Source organism: Candidatus Methylomirabilota bacterium, from assembly GCA_036002485.1.
In the GTDB taxonomy this organism is placed as follows: Bacteria; Methylomirabilota; Methylomirabilia; order Rokubacteriales; family CSP1-6; genus AR37.
The window spans coordinates 1-17944 of sequence record DASYTI010000014.1 but is presented as its reverse complement, the minus strand read 5'-3'; the positions used below and the strand labels follow the sequence as shown (position 1 = coordinate 17944).

At 67.3% G+C, this 17944-nt stretch carries 19 protein-coding genes; 6 read left to right on the top strand and 13 right to left on the bottom strand.

What is annotated here, in order from left to right:
* Positions 1-55: 55 nt before the first annotated feature.
* Entirely contained in the window at positions 56-1600 is a 1545-nt protein-coding gene (locus VGT00_01735) for an altronate dehydratase family protein (GenBank protein HEV8530118.1), read from the top strand.
* A 405-nt stretch (positions 1601-2005) separates the two neighbouring features.
* Here the strand turns inward: VGT00_01735 and VGT00_01730 are convergent, their stop codons facing one another.
* The 8 genes from VGT00_01730 to VGT00_01695 form a co-directional block, all read right to left on the bottom strand.
* A complete protein-coding gene (locus VGT00_01730) occupies positions 2006-2653 on the bottom strand; it encodes a hypothetical protein (protein ID HEV8530117.1) in 648 nt (215 codons plus the stop codon).
* 17 nt (positions 2654-2670) lie between these two features.
* Positions 2671-2808: a hypothetical protein gene (locus VGT00_01725; protein ID HEV8530116.1), complete on the bottom strand. Its 138-nt coding sequence runs from the start codon at positions 2806-2808 to the stop codon at positions 2671-2673.
* 237 nt (positions 2809-3045) lie between these two features.
* Positions 3046-3363, bottom strand: coding sequence for an ATP-dependent Clp protease adaptor ClpS (locus VGT00_01720; protein HEV8530115.1), 318 nt, complete (start codon positions 3361-3363; stop codon positions 3046-3048).
* Positions 3360-4643, bottom strand: a complete 1284-nt coding sequence (locus VGT00_01715) for an acyl-CoA dehydrogenase family protein (protein ID HEV8530114.1) — start codon at positions 4641-4643, stop codon at positions 3360-3362. The genes VGT00_01720 and VGT00_01715 overlap by 4 nt, the downstream gene beginning before the upstream one ends.
* On the bottom strand, positions 4640-5872 hold the full coding sequence (locus VGT00_01710) for a CoA transferase (protein ID HEV8530113.1): 1233 nt from the start codon (positions 5870-5872) through the stop codon (positions 4640-4642). Before VGT00_01710 ends, VGT00_01715 begins: the two co-directional genes overlap by 4 nt.
* A gap of 214 nt (positions 5873-6086) precedes the next feature.
* Complete coding sequence (locus tag VGT00_01705; GenBank protein ID HEV8530112.1) at positions 6087-6569, bottom strand: MaoC family dehydratase; 483 nt, start codon at positions 6567-6569, stop codon at positions 6087-6089.
* Positions 6566-8776, bottom strand: a complete 2211-nt coding sequence (locus VGT00_01700; GenBank protein HEV8530111.1) for an acyl-CoA dehydrogenase family protein — start codon at positions 8774-8776, stop codon at positions 6566-6568. The genes VGT00_01705 and VGT00_01700 overlap by 4 nt, the downstream gene beginning before the upstream one ends.
* 5 nt (positions 8777-8781) lie before the next feature.
* Positions 8782-10005, bottom strand: a complete 1224-nt coding sequence (locus VGT00_01695) for a Zn-dependent hydrolase (protein ID HEV8530110.1) — start codon at positions 10003-10005, stop codon at positions 8782-8784.
* 376 nt (positions 10006-10381) lie between these two features.
* On the opposite strand from VGT00_01695, the gene VGT00_01690 reads away from it, so the two are divergent.
* Entirely contained in the window at positions 10382-10924 is a 543-nt protein-coding gene (locus VGT00_01690) for an NUDIX hydrolase (GenBank protein ID HEV8530109.1), read from the top strand.
* A gap of 14 nt (positions 10925-10938) precedes the next feature.
* Positions 10939-11727, top strand: coding sequence for a hypothetical protein (locus VGT00_01685; GenBank protein ID HEV8530108.1), 789 nt, complete (start codon positions 10939-10941; stop codon positions 11725-11727).
* 64 nt (positions 11728-11791) lie between these two features.
* Here VGT00_01685 and VGT00_01680 read toward each other — a convergent pair whose 3' ends face one another.
* The 5 genes from VGT00_01680 to VGT00_01660 all read right to left on the bottom strand — a co-directional run bounded on the left by VGT00_01680 (position 11792) and on the right by VGT00_01660 (position 14466).
* Positions 11792-12334: a Uma2 family endonuclease gene (locus tag VGT00_01680; protein ID HEV8530107.1), complete on the bottom strand. Its 543-nt coding sequence runs from the start codon at positions 12332-12334 to the stop codon at positions 11792-11794.
* Positions 12335-12450: 116 nt separating this feature from the next.
* Complete coding sequence (locus VGT00_01675) at positions 12451-12894, bottom strand: MaoC/PaaZ C-terminal domain-containing protein (protein HEV8530106.1); 444 nt, start codon at positions 12892-12894, stop codon at positions 12451-12453.
* Complete coding sequence (locus tag VGT00_01670) at positions 12891-13346, bottom strand: MaoC family dehydratase N-terminal domain-containing protein (protein HEV8530105.1); 456 nt, start codon at positions 13344-13346, stop codon at positions 12891-12893. The genes VGT00_01675 and VGT00_01670 overlap by 4 nt, the downstream gene beginning before the upstream one ends.
* Positions 13346-13741: a thioesterase family protein gene (locus VGT00_01665; GenBank protein HEV8530104.1), complete on the bottom strand. Its 396-nt coding sequence runs from the start codon at positions 13739-13741 to the stop codon at positions 13346-13348. The genes VGT00_01670 and VGT00_01665 overlap by 1 nt, the downstream gene beginning before the upstream one ends.
* A 71-nt stretch (positions 13742-13812) precedes the next feature.
* Positions 13813-14466 (bottom strand): hypothetical protein, encoded by a 654-nt coding sequence (locus tag VGT00_01660; GenBank protein ID HEV8530103.1) that lies wholly within the window; start codon positions 14464-14466, stop codon positions 13813-13815.
* A 239-nt stretch (positions 14467-14705) separates the two neighbouring features.
* On the opposite strand from VGT00_01660, the gene VGT00_01655 reads away from it, so the two are divergent.
* The 3 genes from VGT00_01655 to VGT00_01645 all read left to right on the top strand — a co-directional run bounded on the left by VGT00_01655 (position 14706) and on the right by VGT00_01645 (position 17577).
* Complete coding sequence (locus VGT00_01655; GenBank protein HEV8530102.1) at positions 14706-15929, top strand: MFS transporter; 1224 nt, start codon at positions 14706-14708, stop codon at positions 15927-15929.
* A gap of 61 nt (positions 15930-15990) precedes the next feature.
* Positions 15991-16269: a hypothetical protein gene (locus tag VGT00_01650; protein HEV8530101.1), complete on the top strand. Its 279-nt coding sequence runs from the start codon at positions 15991-15993 to the stop codon at positions 16267-16269.
* A 54-nt stretch (positions 16270-16323) separates the two neighbouring features.
* Positions 16324-17577 carry a hypothetical protein gene (locus VGT00_01645; protein HEV8530100.1) on the top strand — a complete coding sequence of 418 codons (1254 nt, stop codon included), beginning with the start codon at positions 16324-16326 and terminating at the stop codon, positions 17575-17577.
* Positions 17578-17944: the final 367 nt, after the last annotated feature.

The window sequence follows — 17944 nt, the reverse complement described above, 5'->3', positions numbered from 1 at the left end:
GATCCTGCGCGGCCTGTAGATTCTGCGGCAGACCGACGGACCCAGGGAGGCGTTCATGGCAACCTGCGCGATCACCGAAGTCGCCATCGTGCTCAACCCCGCCGATGACGTGGCCATCGCCAAGAAGGAGATTCCCGCCGGCACCGTGCTCGAGGACGCGGGCGGGCGCATCGAGGTCCGTCAGGACATCCGGCCGGGGCACAAGGTGGCGCGCCATGCGCGCGCCCGCGGCGAGGAGGTGCGGCGCTACGGGCAGGTCATCGGATTCGCCACAGCGGACATCGCCGTGGGCGATCACGTCCACACCCAGAACCTGGCCGTGGGCGATCTGCAGCGCGAGTACGAGATCGGGACCGACGTGCGACCAGTCGACTTCTACCCTCCCGCGAGCATGCGCTACTTCGACGGCTATCTCCGGGACGACGGGCGCGTCGGCACGCGCAACTACGTCGCCATCATCTCAGGGGTCAACTGCTCGGCCAGCGTGAGCCAGTTCGTCAAGGACAAGTTCCGCGACGTGTCCCGGGACTATCCGAACATCGACGGGGTGCTCGCCGTCACCCACAAGTCCGGCTGCGGCACCGAGCTCTTTGGCGAGGATCACATGGCCCTCCAGCGCGTCCTCGCCGGCTATGCCAAGCATCCGAACGTCGCCGCCTATATCCTGGTTGGCCTCGGCTGCGAGGTCAATCAGGCGGCGGTCATGGTCGACAAGCAGCGCATGGCCGCGCCCGGGCATCCCGAACGCAAGCCCATGGTTATCAATATCCAGGAGGCCGGGGGCATCAGAAAGACGGTCGACAGGGCCGCGGCCGAGGTCGCCAAGCTCCTGCCCATGGCCAACGCGGCCACGCGGTCGAAGCAGCCCATCTCCGAGATCATGCTCGCGACCAACTGCGGTGGCTCCGACAGCAATAGCGGGATCACCGCCAATCCCGCCCTCGGCTGGGCGGTGGACGAGCTGGTCCGCTACGGCGGCACGGGAGTGCTCGCCGAGACGCCCGAGATCTATGGCGCCGAGCATCTGCTCATCCGCCGGGCCGTCAGCGAGGCGGTGGCCAAGAAGCTCATCGACCGGTACAAGTGGTGGGAGTGGTACTGCCGCGGCATCGAGCGCATGGACAACAACCCCGCCCCCGGCAACAAGGCGGGGGGCATCACCACCGTCTTCGAGAAGAGTCTGGGCGGGGTTACCAAGGGCGGCACCACGCCGATGATGGACGTGTTCCTCTACGGCGAGCCCATCACCACGCGCGGCTTCGTCTTCATGGACACGCCGGGTCACGATCCGGTGTCCATCACGGGGCTGGTGGCGGGCGGCTGCAATCTGATCTGCTTCACCACCGGGCGCGGCTCGGTCTTTGGCTGCAAGCCCGTGCCCTCGATCAAGCTCGCCACCAACTCGCTCATGTACCGGCACATGCAGGAGGACATGGACATCAACTGCGGCGTCATCCTCGAGGGCACCCCGCTGCCTGAAGTCGGCCGACAGATCTTCGAGGAGATCATCGCCGTGGCCTCGGGCAAGCGCTCGAAGAGCGAGCTGTCGGGCGTGGGTGAAGAGGAGTTTGCGCCGTGGATCATCGGGCCGGTAATGTAGTGCGAGCTGAGCCGAAGGCGAGGCGAGCGAAAGTTAAAAACTGTCACAGCGAAAGCGCAGAGAGGGCCGAAGGCGAGGCGAGCGAAGGTTAAGAATTGTCACAGCGAAAGCGAGAAAGCAGCAACGGCAGGCGGTACGAAGCACAATTGTGGGCCAGAGACCTGAGGCCCCGGTTATCATGAGCACCACGACCAAATAAGAGGAGCATGATGGCAGGACGCCCAGGGATGTACCGAGGAGATCGCCGGCGCAAGGAAGACGCGCGCAAGGCGAAGCAGGAGGCCAAGAAGGCGCGCCGCGCCGAGCGGAAGGAGACCGGAACGTCCGGCCCCGAAATGGGGGAAGCCGTGGCCGGTGACGGGTCTCTCGAGTGGGTCTGGTTCTCGCCCAGCAAGGGGCGGACCCTCACGACGACTTCGGCCGAACCTCCAGACGTCGCGGGCGTGGATGACTGGACGCTGGTAAGCGGCCCGCCTCCCGCGCAGTCGTAGGCGAGGCCGGGCTCCGCAGCACGCGCTCGGCCAGAGGGGGCTGGTGCACCGCGTGGACTTGCGGATTCCTCAGGCGGGCCCCGCGGAAGAAGATCACCCAGAAGCCCTCGTGGAGCCGCGCCAGCGGCTTCTGCTCGATCATGCGTGAGCCAAGGAAGCCTCGCCGCCAGCGATAGACGAAGCTATAGAAGGGCACGAGGCCCTGATTGGTCAGGCGTCCGTTGAACTTCACGTCCAGGGGCAGATGCAGGGCCATCCCGAGCACATATCCCCAGAGCCAGACCGAGCCCGTCACCAGGGCGGCAAGGGCGAGCAGGCCCATGAGCTCCCAGGAGTGGAGCACGAGCACGAGCCGGCGCGCCCGACCCTCGAGGTAGTGACGGAGGAAGGCGCGGGGAGAGAAATGGAAGCGGCGCTCGAAGAGGACATAGTCCAGAACGTGGTCGACGTCGATGAAAAAACCGCCCGCTGCCAGGCCAGCGGTCAGTGGGGCTGAGCCCGTTACACCGTAGACGGCACCACAGGCCAGGACTGTGGTGACCAGGTGTCCGCCGGGGCTCATGGGATGAGTTGGCGGGATTAAAACCGGCGGTTAAGGCGCACCGTCACGCGAGCGAGAGCCAGGCGACTGAGCGGCAGGACCCAGAAGAACGGCACGAAGATCACTCCCATCCACATCCAGAAGTCCTGCCGCAGGTACCACGGTTGCCGGATCATCTCTTGCTCCCCTCAGTGCTATCGGTGATGCCGGCTCATCCCAGCCCGGCTTTTGGTCGCCTCTATCGCGACTCGCTCTATGAAATAGCAAGCCCGATGCCATCGACAGACCGACGCTGAAGCGTTTGAGATTCGCTTATCTCGGCTACGTGTTTCAGGGCTGACAGTGGGAAAGGCGACCAAATTCGGAAGGACGGGCGACGCAAAGCGAGGCCCGAGGAGCGAATCAGGAGCGAACTAGGACTGCGCGACGGTAACGATGAGGCCGATGGCGCCCAGAATATTGCCAACCCGGACGCACTCGGTCTCGGGCCCGACCTTGACCACGGACTTCCCCGTGTCGTGGACCTCCCAGGCTATCTCCCAGGCCCGGTCCTCCGAGCAGCTGATGGCCTTGATGAGCTGCCGGACCACGTCCTCGAAGGTATGGCAGTCGCAGTTGTGCAGGATGGTGACCCAGGGCGGGGCCAGGGCGACCTCGGTACCCTCGGTCTCTTCGACCTCAGGTGTTGTCTCCACGCCTGAGGGGCCGTAGGGAGCCCGTGGCACGCTCACCCCTTGATCTCCTTGAGCACCTCGCGCGCGATGAGGAACTTCATGATCTCGTCCGACCCTGCCCCGATCCTGAGCAGGCGGGCGTTGCGGAAGATGGCCTGGATGGGGAAGTCCGTCGTGTAGCCGATGCCGCCCAGAACCTGCATGGCGTGGTCGACGATCTTCCACACCGACTCGGCCACGAAGAGCTTGGTCACCGCCGATTCTCGCTGCGCAGGCACTCCGGCCTCGACCATCTTGGCCGTGCGGTAGACGAGCTGGCGCGCGGCGTCCAGGGCCGTGTACATCTCGGCGAGCTTGAAGGAGACGCCCTCGAACATGGCGATGGGCTGCTTGAACTGGATGCGCTTGGTCGAGTACTCGGCGGCGATCTCCAGCGCCCGGCGAGCGGAGCCGAGGGCGGCCATGCAGTACGTGACGCGCTCCGTGTCGAGCTCGTCCATGAGCACGTGATAGCCGCCGTGGAGGGGCCCGAGCAGGTTGGCCTTCGGGATGTCCACGTCGTTGAAGTCGATCCAGGCATTGTCCATCCAGTCCGCCATGATGACCTCGTCGAGCTGGCGCCGGATGGTGACGCCCGGATGGTCCATGGGCACGATGAAGGTGGACATCCCCTTGTGCGGATGGACGCCGTCCTCCGTGATGGCGAAGAGGGTGAGGTGGTCGGCGAGGCCGCCCCCGGTGATGAACCGCTTCTGACCGTTGATGACCCAGCGGTCCCCCTTCAAGGTGGCGCGCGTCTGCATGCGCGAGGTGTCCGAGCCGATCTGGGGCTCGGTGATGGCGAGGGCGGCCAGCTCCTCGCCGCGCAGGCGAGGGGGAATGTGGCGCTCCTTCTGCTCCGGGGTGCCGTAGCGGAGGATGGAGATGGTGCCGAGGGTGAGGGAGACCGAGCGGATGGTATCGGCAGGGTGGCCGGCCGCGCTCAGCTCCTCGTCGATGATGCACTCGGCCACGACCCCGCGCCCATTGCCGCCGTACTCCTCGGGGAAGAGGGCCCCCGTGATGCCGGCATCGCCGAGCTGCTTGAGATAGGCCTGGGCGATCGCGCGCAGCTTGCCTCGGCGCTCCCGGCCCTCGAAGCGCGCCTTGATCTGCTTGACCTCCTGATGGGCGGCCGCCGCGCGCGGCAGGATGTCCTTCTGGGCGAAGGCCCGCGCCTGGTGCATGAGCTCCCGCTCGGCCGGCGTGTAGAGAAAGGTCTGCCCGTCGGAGACGGACCAGCCCCCGGGCATGGTCATGTCGTCCATGCCGATGGCCTTGAAACGCTCGTCGTTCACTTGCCTATGACCCCATCCGCGCGAAGCCGGGCGATGGTCTGGCTGCCGTACCCCAGGATATCCGCGAGAATCGCCTCCGTGTGCTGACCGAGCTCGGGCGCCGGCGCCGGGTTGCGGATGGCCCCCTCGGTCTTGACGGGGCTCGCCACCTCGCGGATCGTGCCCCACTGCGGGTGCTCCACTTCGAGGATCATCTCGCGGGCCCGCACCTGGGCGTCCTCGAGCGCCTGGGCCACCGTGTTGACGGGCGCGCAGGGGACATGGCCGCGCAGAAGATCGAGCCAGGCGGCCGTGGTCCTCTCCTTGAACCGATTGGCCAGGATCTGGACGAGCTCGGCCTTGTGGCTCAGGCGATCGGCGAAACCGGTGAAGCGCGGATCCCGCCCGAGCGCCGCCAGGCCCATCTTCTCGACCAGGCTCTGCCAGAACTTGTCCTTGTTGCAGAAGATGACGATCCAGCCGTCCTGTGTCGGGAAGTTCTGCGCCGGCACCAGTGTCTGGTGCCCGGAGTCGGCCACCCGCTCGGGCTGCCACTCGCGGTTGAGGGTCCAGATGGCGAAATAGGAGAGCATGCTCACGGCGGTGTCGAGGAGCGAGACGTCGACATCGCGCCCTATCCCGGTACGCTGGGCGTCGAAGAGACCGACCATGAGCCCGACCATGGCGGCATAGCCTCCCGCGAAATCGATGACGGACACGCCGCACTTGCCGGGGGGGCCGTCCGGCTCACCCGTCACCGCCATGTAGCCGGCATAGCCCTGGATCAGATAATCGTAGGCGGGCTCGGCCGCGCGGGGTCCCGTGGTGCCGAAGCCCGTGAGCGAGCAGCAGACGATGCGTGGATTGACGGCCTTGACGGTCTCGTAGGTCAGACCGAGCTTGGCCGGCAGATCGCCGCGCAGGTTGTTGAAGACCGCGTCGGAAACCTTGGCGAGATCCTGGAGCACTGCCTGGCCCGCGGGATGCCGGAGGTTGAGGGTGAGCGATTTCTTGCCACGGTTGAAGGACTGAAAGTACAGCGAGTCCCGCTCGTGCTGGAAGGGCGGGACATAGCGAGAGATGTCTCCGCCCACTCCCGGGTCCTCGATCTTGATGATCTCGGCGCCCAGGTCCGCGAGCACCTGGGTGCCGAAAGGGCCTGCGCCGAATTGCGAGACGGCCAGGATGCGCACGCCTTCGAGCGGTGGTCTCCGAGTCCCAGTGGCCCCCTCACCTGTCTCAGCCCTCACCTCGTCGCTCTCCTCACCTACGGGATTCATTCAGCCCTCGTCTCGCGTCGGCCAGGGGCCGCCGCTCAGCTCGAACAGCGGGGAGCGCCTCGGCTCGAACTGCGGCCCTCTCCCCCTCGACGGGGGCGAGGGTTCCAGAAAGTCTCCCTCTCCCCTCAGAGGAGAGGGCCGGGGTGAGGGGGTCGAACCGAGCGGGTGAGGATCCGTACTCATGTCAGTAGGGAAGCTTTCCTTCGCCCAGCGTGGGGTGGTTCCGCTTCGGCACGAGCACCTTGCGCGTATACGAGCATACCTGCTCGCCGCGCTGATTGAGCCCCGTGGTCTCCACGGTCACCACCCCCCGGTCGCCCTGCCGCGATTCGTGAAGCTCGAGCACGCGGCTCTGGGCATAGAGGGTATCGCCGATGAAGGTGGGCTTCTCGTGCTTGAGCGCATTCACTTCGAGATTGGCGATGGCGCGCCCCGAGATATCGGCCACGCTCATGCCGATGACCATGCTGAAAACGAGCGGGCCCATCACCACGCGCTGCTTGTGCTGGGTATATGTCTCCGCGTAGTGGGCATCGGAGTGCAGAGGGTGCTGGTTCATGGTCAGGAGCGCGAACCACGTGCAGTCGGCCTCGGTGATGGTGCGCCCGGGCCAGTGCTTGAAGCTCTGCCCGACCGCGAATTCCTCGAAGTAGCGCCCGTAGCTCATGCCGGCGCCCCCACGAGGTGCCGAGCGAGCTGGCGGCGGTCAATCTCCAGCTCGACCGCTGCCGTCAGGAAGCGCGAGGCGTCCCGGTAGTAGCGCTCGACGGGGAACTCCTTGGTATAGCCGTAGCCGCCGTGAATGCGCATGGCCTCGAGGGTGACCGCATAGGCGGTCTCTGCTGTGTCCAGCCTAGCCATGATACTCCCGGCATCGTCGCCGGCCTCCACATCGAGTCGCTCGGCGGCTCGATGGGTCAGGAGGCGGCCCGCGGTGATCCGCGTCGCCATGTCGGCGAGCTTGAGCTGTATGGCCTGGTGCTGGCAGATGGGTACGCCGAAGGCCGAGCGCTGCTGCGAGTAGCGCAGGGCGGCCTCGAAGGCGGCCTGAGCCAGGCCCACCGCGGTGGCGGCAGCGGCGATCCGGGCGAGCCCGAGGGTGGAGGCGCCGATAGGTGAGCCGCCCTGAGCAGGCACCTCGTCGAGCCTGACAAGATGGAGAGCGAGTCCCCGGGCGCCGAGTGTCTCGTGAGTGACATCGAGGGAAAACCCGCGCGCGCCCTGCTCGACGACGAAGGCCGCGAGCCGCTTGTCGGGCCGGTGGGCCAGCACGACGTGTACGTCGGCACGCCCGCCAGAATCCACGAACACGCCGCCGCCGCTCAGAGCCCAGCCGCCCTTCATGTGCTCCGCTGTCACATCCAGGGGCGCGATGAGACAGGCCCAGCGCGCGCCGCGGGTGAGGGCGGGCAGCCAGCGTTCGCTCAGGTCCGCCGCTTCCATGCGGGCAATGGCGTGGGCGGCGGCAGCGTGGCTGGCGATGAGTCCGGCCACCGTGGTCCAGCCGCGCGCCAGCTCTTCCACGATCATGGCGAACGTCACGATATCGAGGCCGAGGCCTCCGTACTCGGCGGGGACGAGCATGCCGAGGATGCCGAGCTCGCCGAGCTTCTCGATGATGGGCGCGGGAAAGGCGCCCGACGGCTCGTAGTCATTGACGGCCGGGATGACTTCCTTCTCGACCGCCTGGCGAACGAGGAGGACCATTTGTTTCTGCTCGGTGGGGAGGCCATCTCGGGAGACGAGGGCGCCCGGCCGCTCGCCATAGCGCTGGAGCAGGTTCTTGCAGATGATGGTCCGCTGGATCTCGTTGGTGCCCTCGCCGATGATCATGAGCGGTGTGTCGCGATAGAGCCGCTCGGCGACGCGGCTCGGAGCCTGCGCCGTCGGCCCCAGGAGCTTCATGCTCAGGACGGCCACGTCCTGGGCGCTTTCCGACGCGTAGAGCTTGGCCATGCCCGCTTCGAGATCGCAGCGCTCGTTCCGGTCCTTCATGCCCGCCGCCCAGTAGGTCAGGAGCCGCGCCGCCTCGACCCGTGTGGCGATCTCGGCGAGTTCGGGCAGCGTCGCCCCCGCTGCCGAGGCCTCCCGCGCCGCCTCGTCGAGCGCGGCCTGGGCCACGCCCACCGCGCGCGCGGCGATATTGATCCGCCCCGTCTCGAGCCCCGACATGACGTGCTTGAAGCCGCGGCCGGGCACGCCACCGACGAGGTTGGAGGCGGGAACGGGGAAGTCCTCGAAGAGGAGCTCGGCCGTGTCCACGCCCTTGTAGCCGAGCTTGGCGATCGACTTGACCACGTGAAGGCCGGGCTCTCCCTTCTCGACGATGAAGCAGGACATGCCTTTGTGAGGCGGCCGGGCCGAGGGATCCGTCAGGGCCAGGAGGGCGAAGGTATTGCCCTCGCGGCCGTTGGTGACGAACATCTTGGAGCCGGAGATGCGATAGCCATCGCCATCGCGCCGGGCCACCGTGCGGATGGCCTGGACATCGGAGCCGGCATGGGGCTCGGTCAGGCAGAGGCCGCCGCGCGCCTCGCCGCTCGCGAAGCGCGGGAGCAGGCGCCCGCGCTGCTCGTCGGTGCCGTGGTGGAGCACGATGAGGGCGGCCATGGTGTGGCTGTTGAGGACCCCCGCCAGCGACATGAAGCCCCGGCAGATCTCCTCGATGACCCGGGCATAGGTGGTGACGTCGAGCCCGAGCCCACCATGCTCCGCGGGGACGAGGGCACCGAAGAGCCCAAGCTCGCGCATGCGCGCCACCAGCTCATGGGGATAGATATCGGCGTGCTCGAGGGCCGGCGCGGCCGGGATGACCTCCTTGGCCACGAACTCGCGCACCGAGGCAAGCAGGGCCTCGCGAGGCCGTGTCGGCATGGTCCTCAGTCGGCGCCGGCCAGCCGGGAGGCGGCGAGGAGCAGCGTATTGGCGCCCTCCTCGATGTCGTCCATCGGCGTGAACTCCTGCTCGCAGTGGCTGCGGCCGTCCTTCGAGGGCACGAAGATCATGCCGGTGGGACAGATGGCCGCCATGTACTGAGCGTCGTGGCCGGCCCCCGAGAGCAAGCGGCGATAGCGGGCGCCCGTATCCTTGGCCGCCCGCTCGATCGTGTCCACGACCTCGATGTCGAAGTGGGTGCGGGGCACGCGCCAGTAGTGGTCGAGCTCGTACCGCACGCCTTCGGCACGGGCGCTGTCCTTGACGAGGCGGTCGAGGAGCCCCAGGGCGCGCGTGACGTGGTGCTCGTCGGGCGCGCGCAGATCGATGGACATGATGACCTTGCCGGGGATGGCGTTCGGGATATTGGGGGTGACGTCCAGCCGGCCGACGGTCGAGACCATGTCGCCGCCGATCTTCCGCGGGATCTCGCGCACGCCGCGGACGATGTCCGCCGCCGCCACGAGGGCGTCCTTGCGGATCCGCATGGGCGTGGGCCCCGCGTGGTCCTGCACGCCCGTGAGCACGAGCCGGGACCAGGAGATGGCCACGATGCCCTCGACCACGCCCACCGAGAGGTGCTGCTCCTCCAGGATGGGCCCCTGCTCGATGTGGAGCTCGAGGTACGCGCGGATGGGGCGGGGGATGCAGGGCTCGGGGCCGAGGTAGCCGATGCGCTCGAGCTCGTCGCCCAGCCGGATGCCATCCCGGTCGCGCGCGTTGTAGGCGTCTTCGAGGGCGATCTGGCCGGCCATGACACCGGAGCCGATCATGGCGGGCTGGAAGCGCGCGCCCTCCTCATTGGTGAAGATGGCCATGGCCACCGGGTGCCGCGTGGCTGTCTTGTTGTCGTTGAGGGTGCGGATGGTCTCGAGAGCACAGAGGACGCCGAGCGGGCCGTCGTACTTGCCCCCGGTGGGCACCGAGTCGGCATGCGAGCCCATCATGACGGGGGGCAGGGTCTCGCGGCCTGGGCGCTCGGCGAAGATATTGCCCATGCGGTCGACCGTGACCGTGAGCCCGGCCGCGCGCATCCACTGGACGAGGAGATCGCGGCCGCGCCGGTCTTCGTCGGTGAGGGCGAGCCGGGAGAGGCCGCCCGCGGGCGTCTCCCCGATGCGCCCCAGCGCCGCCATGCTCTCTTCGAGCCGCTTGCGGTTGATCTGCATCGAGTCCTCCTGGCAGGCTGCTGAAAAGGGCCCATCTGCGGGAGTGCGGCGCCCTCGACCGCAGGTTCAACGTACAGAGAGTACGCCTCACCTGCGAATCAACCCAGCCCTCGTCTCGCGACGGCCAGAGACCGCCGCCACTCAACTCGAACCCACTCAGCCCTCGTCTCACGTCGGCCAAGGGCCGCCGCTCAACTCGAACTGCGGGGCGCCGCCTCGCATCTGGACCCTTTTGAGCAGCCTGCGACTTTTTGAGCCGGTCGTCCGCCAGAAGCTCTCGTGCGGGCCCAGACAGCACGAGACGACCATTTTCCAGCACGCAGGCCCGATGGGCAAGAGCCAGTATCCGCAGCACGGTGATAGACTGGGCGCAGCCATGAGCGACACGCATCATCACCACGGCCTGTCTCCCTCGAGCATACGCTTCTGCCCGCTCTGCGGCGGCGCGCTCGCGCGGCAGCCCGTCCCCCCTGAAGGCAAGCATGAGATGGTTTGTGACGGCTGCGCGTTCATCTTCTATCTCAACCACAAGGTGGTGGCCGGGACCATTCCCGAGCTGGACGGCCGGGTCCTCATGACGCGGCGGAACATCGAGCCCTCGCGGGGCAAGTGGACCTATCCGGGCGGTTTCGTCGACTGGGGCGAGGCCGTGGAAGCCGCGGCGGTCCGCGAGACGCGCGAGGAGACGGGCCTCGAGGTGGACCTGGACGGCCTCCTCGGCGTCTACTCCTATCCGGGCACGCCCATCGTCATCGTCGTCTACCGCGCGCGCGTGATCGGCGGCGAGCTGCGCACGTGCTGGGAGAACGACCGCGTCGAGTGGGTGGCGCCTGGCGATATTCCGTGGGGGGAGCTGGCCTTCCCCTCCACCACCGAGGCCCTCCGCGCCTTTCTGAACGGCAAGGACCCGCGGCGCTAGAAGTTCTCGGCATCGTGGCCAGACATCTTTGCCTGGGTCTTTCCCTCGTCGGCCTCATGCTCATGGCCGGCTCCAGTGCGGCGCTGGCCTGTGATTGCATGCAGCTCGACGTCGCGCGAAGACTCCAGCTGAGCGACCTGGTGTTTGTCGGCGAGACAGTCGCCTTTGCGCCGCTGTCCGAGGCGCGATTTCGGGTCATCGAATTCTTCAAGGGTGCGCCGAGCGCCGAGGTCCGCGTGACGATCTCGGCCAGCGATTGCGAATACTTCTTGCCTCCGGTGGAGCCGAGGATCGGGCAACGGTTCGTCGTTTTCGGAACGGCCACGGCCTCTCCCGGAGTGGTCACGGCCAGTCGGTGTCTCGGCTCGGGCCTGCTCTCAGAAAAATCGATCGACCTGCAACAGTTGAGAGACTTGGCCCGCTCGACGGCCCGGATGGCCGAGCGCCTCCCTGAAGGGGAGACCCCAGTCCCCGCGCTCCCCCGCATGCAGGCGCGGGTCCGAATCATGTCACCTCAGCTCGGACCGGGCTGGCGGACGGGCATGCTCAACGGGACCCGCACGGCACCGCCGTGCTATCTCGTCCTTCTCTTCCACCCGGGTCGCACGCGCCAGATCGCGGCCACCGTGTACCTGGGAGCGATCACCCGCCTCCAGGTGAGCAGTCTCTATGCCGGCGAGGGCGCGGCCGACCCCGATCCTGCCTCGGGCAGCTACAACGGCGAGCAATGGCGTGAGGGTTTGCTCGATTCGGCGAGGGCGCAGAACGCCCATTGTCCGGCCACGATCGATCGAGACCGATGATCGGCACCAACCGAATTTGTTAGGGAGAGCTGACGACGCTCAAACCTATGTGCATGACGCGAGGTCAGGACCAGATCGAGGCAGGATCGAGGGTCAGGCCGCTGAGCGGCGGCAGGGCGGCCGGGTCGGTCGTCACGCGACGAGCGAGCGCGTAGTCCGCCCCGGCGAGCGCGTACGCCTCCACCGATCGGCTGTCCGGATCCGCGATCCAGTAGTACGGAACGCCATGCTCGGCGTACAACCTGACCTTTCGTTCGCGATCGAGGCTGGCCGTCGACGGAGAGAGCACCTCGATCACCAAGGTCGGCGCGCCTTCGATCCCACGCTCGCTGACGATCGACAACCGCTCGGAGGCCACGTACAGGATATCTGGTTGCACCACGGTCACGCTGCTCAGGATGCAGTCCGTCGGCGCCACGAAGACCTTACCGAGGCCTCGCGACCTCACGTGCTCATATAGCTTCGAACCGAGCGAGATGACGGCTTCCTGATGGCGGGTGCCCGGCGCCGGCGTCACCGACAGCTCGCCCCGATGCAGCTCGTAGTGCCGCCCGTCGGCGGGAAGGGCCGCATAGTCGCTGTAGGTCAGGACCGCTCGCGTCGGCATTGTTCCGTGCTCCATGCTTCCCGCGTCACATTCGAGATGTTGACGGCGATGGCCAGGTGCCGTCAATGTTCACCCTTAGATACACTAGATTACACCGAACCAGAAGCCGCTGATCTCTACCCGCGTGAGGAGAGGGTGGCGGTGGCCTTGCCGGTGATGACCTTCTCGCCCTTCTGATTCTCGGCCCAGAGCTCCAGATCCACGAGGTGGGGACCGTCGTCTTCTTTCGGTGGGCGCTTGGCGACCACGCGGCCGCGGCAGGTGATGACGTCGCCCAGACGTACGAGGGCCGCGAAGCGCACGCCGATCTTGCGGACCGTGCCCACGCCGAGCCAGTCGGTGACTGACTGCGCCACGAAGCCCATGGACAGCATGCCGTGGGCGAAGACGTCGCCCATGCCGGAGGCCTTGGCGAAGGCCGCGTCCTGGTGGATGGGGTTGAAGTCTCCCGAGGCGCCGGCATAGCGGGTGAGCTGGATCTGCTGGACGGGCGGCTTGACGAGCGGCGGCATCTCCGTGCCGATCTGGATGTCCTCTGCGTAGACCTTGGCGTATTTCACAGGCGCACCACAGTGATGTGTCGCATCACGCACACGATGTCGTTGTCGCCGTCGGTGATGGTGGTCTCGCGCACCACGAAGGCCATGGGCCCGGACTTCCCCGTCTTCTCGTAGATGTCGGTGATGCGGCCCCGGCAGAGATAGGTGCGTCCGGGCAGGATGGGCTTGAAGTGCTCGAACTCCTGCTCGCCGTGGAGGATGCGCCCGATGTCGACGCCGAGATCATGGAGCAGCGTCTCCGTGCCCGCCCTGTCGTTGCGGAAGGTGACGGGAAAGGTGGGCGGCGCGATGATGTCGCCCCATGGTGACCCGCGGCCGACCTCGTCGTCCAGATAGAAGGGTGACTCGTCGCCAATGGCGCGGGCGAACTCCTTGATCTTGCCGCGCTCCACGGTGACGGCATAGGGCGGATACTCCTTGCCCTTGACGCCATGATTGATCTGGATGGGCATCAGGCGCCTCGCTTGCTCATGGCCCGCGACAGGAACTTCTCGAGGTTTGGGACGACAAATCGCTCGTGTCGCCCTTCCCCGATCTTCTCCGTCTCGTCCCACACCGTGACCTCGAAGCGGCAGCGCTTGCCGTCCGTCTCGAGCAGCGTCGCCTTGGCCCGGACCTTCATGCCCACGGGCGAGGCGGCCAGATGCTTCATCTCCACCATGGTGCCGACGGAGGAAGCTCCCGTGGGCAGGTGAGGCTTCATCGCCGCATTGCAGGTGAGCTCCATGAGATTGATCACGAAGGGCGTGGCGAAGACCTGCACGCCCTTGTTGCCGAGGGCGTCCGCGGTCAGCTCAGGCATGACGAGCTGCTCGAACTCGCCGGTGAGGCCGGGCGTGAGGGCCATGGCGCCTCTCTTCTACCCGACTCCCGCGGCCGCGTCAATCACTCGGCCGTATCGGGCATTGGCAAACCGTCTCAGAACTCCATGAACTCACACCCGAAGGTTGGGTTGAGGCCACTGATGGAATAGCGAACCTTGCCTTCATCGTCGGCCTGATTGCAGGCGCCCGTCTTCGTGGTCAGGATCTTCTGTGCCTCGTAGATCCAGGAGGCCGCCTTGCTCTTGGCATTCGGATCCATCGGTCTCTCTTCCAGAGTCGACACGCTGATGACCCCGCAGGCTCCGGCGGGTCCGCGATTGCTCACCCACACGCGAGAGGCGTTCTGGATGAAGGTCTCCCGCCACGAGCTGGTCCGGAGCTTACAGGTCCTCGTGTCCTTGCTCAGCATGAACCAGCTGAACTCTCGAAGGCTCTGCAGGGAAGGCTTGGCGCAGAAGGTCCTCATGCGCTGCATGGTCTGGGTCATGAAGGCCTTCTGGTTCTCGCCCACGCGGGGGGAGGCGGCCAGGTCCCTGTACTGGGTGGTGAATTCCTTTTCGTTGCCGCACACCGCCTTGGTGGTTGCCTCGAGCGGCTGCTGCTTGAGGTTTTTCTCGAGCTCAGCCCGCGCCGCTTCCGGGGTCTTCACCCGAGACACTTTCACGTGGACGAATCCGCACGTCATCTGGCTGCCGTCGGCGCTCTTCTCGCACTCGACGGTCACGGCCGCGGAGTCTTTCGGATCCATGGCCCGGAGCGTCCCCAGAGGTACGAGCTCGGCCGCCCCCGGGGTAGCGACAACGAAAACAAGACCCGCGAGTAATGCGAGGAACCAGATTTGACGCATTGGCCGATCCCCTTTCGGATGGTCGTCATGCCAGCGGTGAAGGTCTGTCCGATGCAAATCGTCCCATCGTAGCATTTCCCTGCGCGGGAGCATCTCGACTCTGGCAACGCGGCGCCGGCGGCAACCGTATACTCGGTCGCATGCCCGTCCTCCTGGCCGCGGCAGGCTTTCTGCTCGTCGGGCTCGACGGCTCCCTCAACATCGCGTTTCCCGCCATGGCGGCCGCCTTCGAGGTCGGCCCCACCACCATCCGCTGGGTCATCATCTGCTATGTCGGGACGTATTCGGTGACGGCCTTCGCCGCCGGCGTGCTCGCCGACCGGCTCGGGGCCGGGCGCGTCGTGCGCGCGGGCTTGCTCCTGTCCCTCCTCTCCTTCCTCGGCTTCGCCATCGTGCCTTCCTTCGGGGTGCTCCTCGTCGTCCGCGTGCTCCAGGGCGTGAGCGGGGGGCTCATTTACGGCGCCGCGCCGGCGCTGGTGACGCTGGCCCTGCCCTCCTCGCGACACGGCTGGGGGCTGGGCTGGGCAAGCTTCGGTCTGGGCTTGGGCCTCGGCGTGAGCCCGCTCATCGGAGGCTTTCTCGTCGATGCGTTCGGCTGGAAGGGCGTCTTTCTTTATCGCGTGCCCGTCGCGGCGGCCATCGTCGCCCTCGCCGCGTGGACACGCGAGCCTCGCCGCGCCTCGGCGGCGACGTGGCGGATGGTCGCCCCCGCTGACATCTTCCGCTGGCCCGTCATCCACGCGGGCCTGCTGGCCTTTCTCGCCAACTTCGCCCAGTTCGCGGTCTGGCTCCTGGCGCCGTTCTATCTCGTGACCGAGCGCGGAGTCTCGCCCGCGGTGGGGGGACTTCTCTTCATGTTGACCCCGCTCGCCACGGCCGTGGCGGCGCCCGTGAGTGGGCGCGCCACCGATGGCTGGGGGCGGCGCGGGCCCATGGTCCTGGGCCTGATCGTCGAGGCGGCCGGCCTCGCGATGGTCGCGCGCTGTGGCGCCACCACTCCGCTCCCGCTGGTGGGCGCGGCGCTTGCTCTCGTGGGCTTCGGCCTCGGCGTCTTTCAGGTACCGAACATCGCGCAGGCCATGGCCGCATTCCCGGCGCGCCAGCAGGGGGCGGCCGGCGGCTTTGCTTTTCTTTCCCGTACCCTCGGCGTGGTGATCGGTGTGCAGAGCGCCGCGTGGCTCTTTGGCGCGCGCTCGGCGACCCTCGGCTTTCTGCCCGCCTTCCGCTTCACGTTCGACGCCGCGGCCTTCGTCTGCGCGAGCGCGGCCCTCATCGCCCTTCTGCCTGGCCGTCAATACCTTCCGCGTCGCGGAGAGCTTGCTCATGCCCGTGATCATGGGCAAGATGCTGGACATGATCGGTAGCTTCCCGGCCGCCTTCACCCGTGAGACAGGGCTCTACCGTCGCCCGTCATGGTGACCTGACATGGACATCGTCGATCCCGCCGGCTCCTCCGCCGCCACCGCGCGGAACCTGGCCGTGCGCCCGGGCTCGCTCGAAGGCGTGACCATCGCGCTGCTCGACAATTCGAAGCCCAATGCGAGGGTCTTGCTCGAGCGCCTGGGCGCGCTGCTCGCCGCCCAGGGTGGCGCCCGCGCCGTGCGCGTGTGGAGCAAGCCCGGCTCATCGATCAGCGCCGCGACTTCCGTCCTCGAGGAGATCGCGAGCAGCTCGCGCGTCGCCCTCACGGCCTCGGCCGACTGAGGGTCGTGCACGTCGTGGAGTGTCCACGACGCCGCGGAGCTGGAGGCGAGGGGCGTGGCCTGCGTCGTGGTGGGCACCGATGAATTCCTTCCGCTGGCTCGGGCTCAGTCCGCGGCGCGAGGGCTGCCGGAGCTTCCCGTGGTCACGGTGCCGCATCCCATAGGCGGCATCTTACCGGGCGCGGCCGCGGCCAAGGCGGAGCCCGTGGCCCCGAGCGTTCTTCGCGCGCTGACCTCTCCGCCACTCGCCACCGCGGCGGCGGGCGCCGGCCCTGACGGCATCCATGGGGCGCCCTCTGATCTCGATGAGTTTCAGAGCTGGCTGATGGAGCGGGGATGGGGCGATGGCCTGCCCGCCATTCCGCCCACGGCGGAGCGCGTGAAGCGGATGCTCGCCCTGACGCGACGCAAGCCCGATGAGGTGGTGGCCGTTCTCGTGCCGAGGCTCGGGAGGGCGACCATGGAAGCCGTCGCGGCCAATGCCGTCATGGCGGGAGCGCTGCCTGAGCACATGCCGGTGATCCTGGCGGCGCTCGAAGCCCTGGCGGACCCGTCTTTCAATCTGCAGGCCGTTCAGACCACGACCCATCCCTGCTCGCCCCTCCTCATCGTCAATGGTCCCATCATGCGTCGGCTCGGGATCAATGCCGCGGGCAATGCCCTCGGACAGGGCGCGCGGGCCAATGCCGCCATCGGTCGGGCGGTGAGGCTGACGCTCCAGAACGTGGGCGGCGCGCGCCCCGGCAAGGAGGACCGGGCGACCCACGGGCACCCGGGCAAGTACGCCTACTGCGTCGGCGAGAACGAGGCGGCCTCGCCATGGGAACCGCTCTCGGTCGAGCGCGGCTTCTCCCCCGATGACAGCACGGTGACCGTGTGCGGATCGGAGGCGCCCCACAATATCAACGATCATGGCACCGTCACGCCCGAGGGGATCGTGGCCACCGTGGTGGGCACCGCGGCGACCACGGGATCCAACAACATCTATCTGGGCGGCGAGCCGCTGATTGTCCTGGGGCCCGAGCACGCGGCGACCGTGGCGTCCACGGGCTGGAAGAAGGACGACTTCAGACGGGCCGTGTGGGAAGCGGCCGGCGTGCCGCGAGGACGCTTCACCTCCGAGAACCTCACGCGCTTCGAGGCGATATACCCGGAGGGCTTCACGGACAGGTCTTCCGATGCGTTGCTGCGAATCGCCCGCGACTGGCGGGACATCATGGTCATCGTGGCGGGCGGCGCGGGCAAGCACTCGGCCTTCATCCCGACCTTTGGCGCCACGCGGTCGGTGACGCGCAGAATCGTGGAGTGAGAGCAGGCGGCTGAAAAAGGCCCATCTGCGGCGATGAGCGCTTGCGCGAAGAGACCCGACCGCTGGGCGGTGTCAGCCACGTCCACGCAATCATAAGACGGCGCCCTCGACCGCAGGTTCAACGTACGGAAAGTACGCCTCACCTGCGGATCAACTCAGCTCTCGTCTCGCGACGGCCAGGGGCCGCCGCTCAACTCGAACAGCGGGGCGATGCCTCGCATCTGGACCTTTTTGAGCCGCCTGCCTAGCGCGAGACGGCGGCTTCGAGAAGCCTGACCTCGTGCGCGCTGACGGGCACGCCGATGCGTCGCGCCCGGAAGGCCTCGACGAGGCCCTGGTAGATCTCGGCTTCCGCCGGCACCACGTC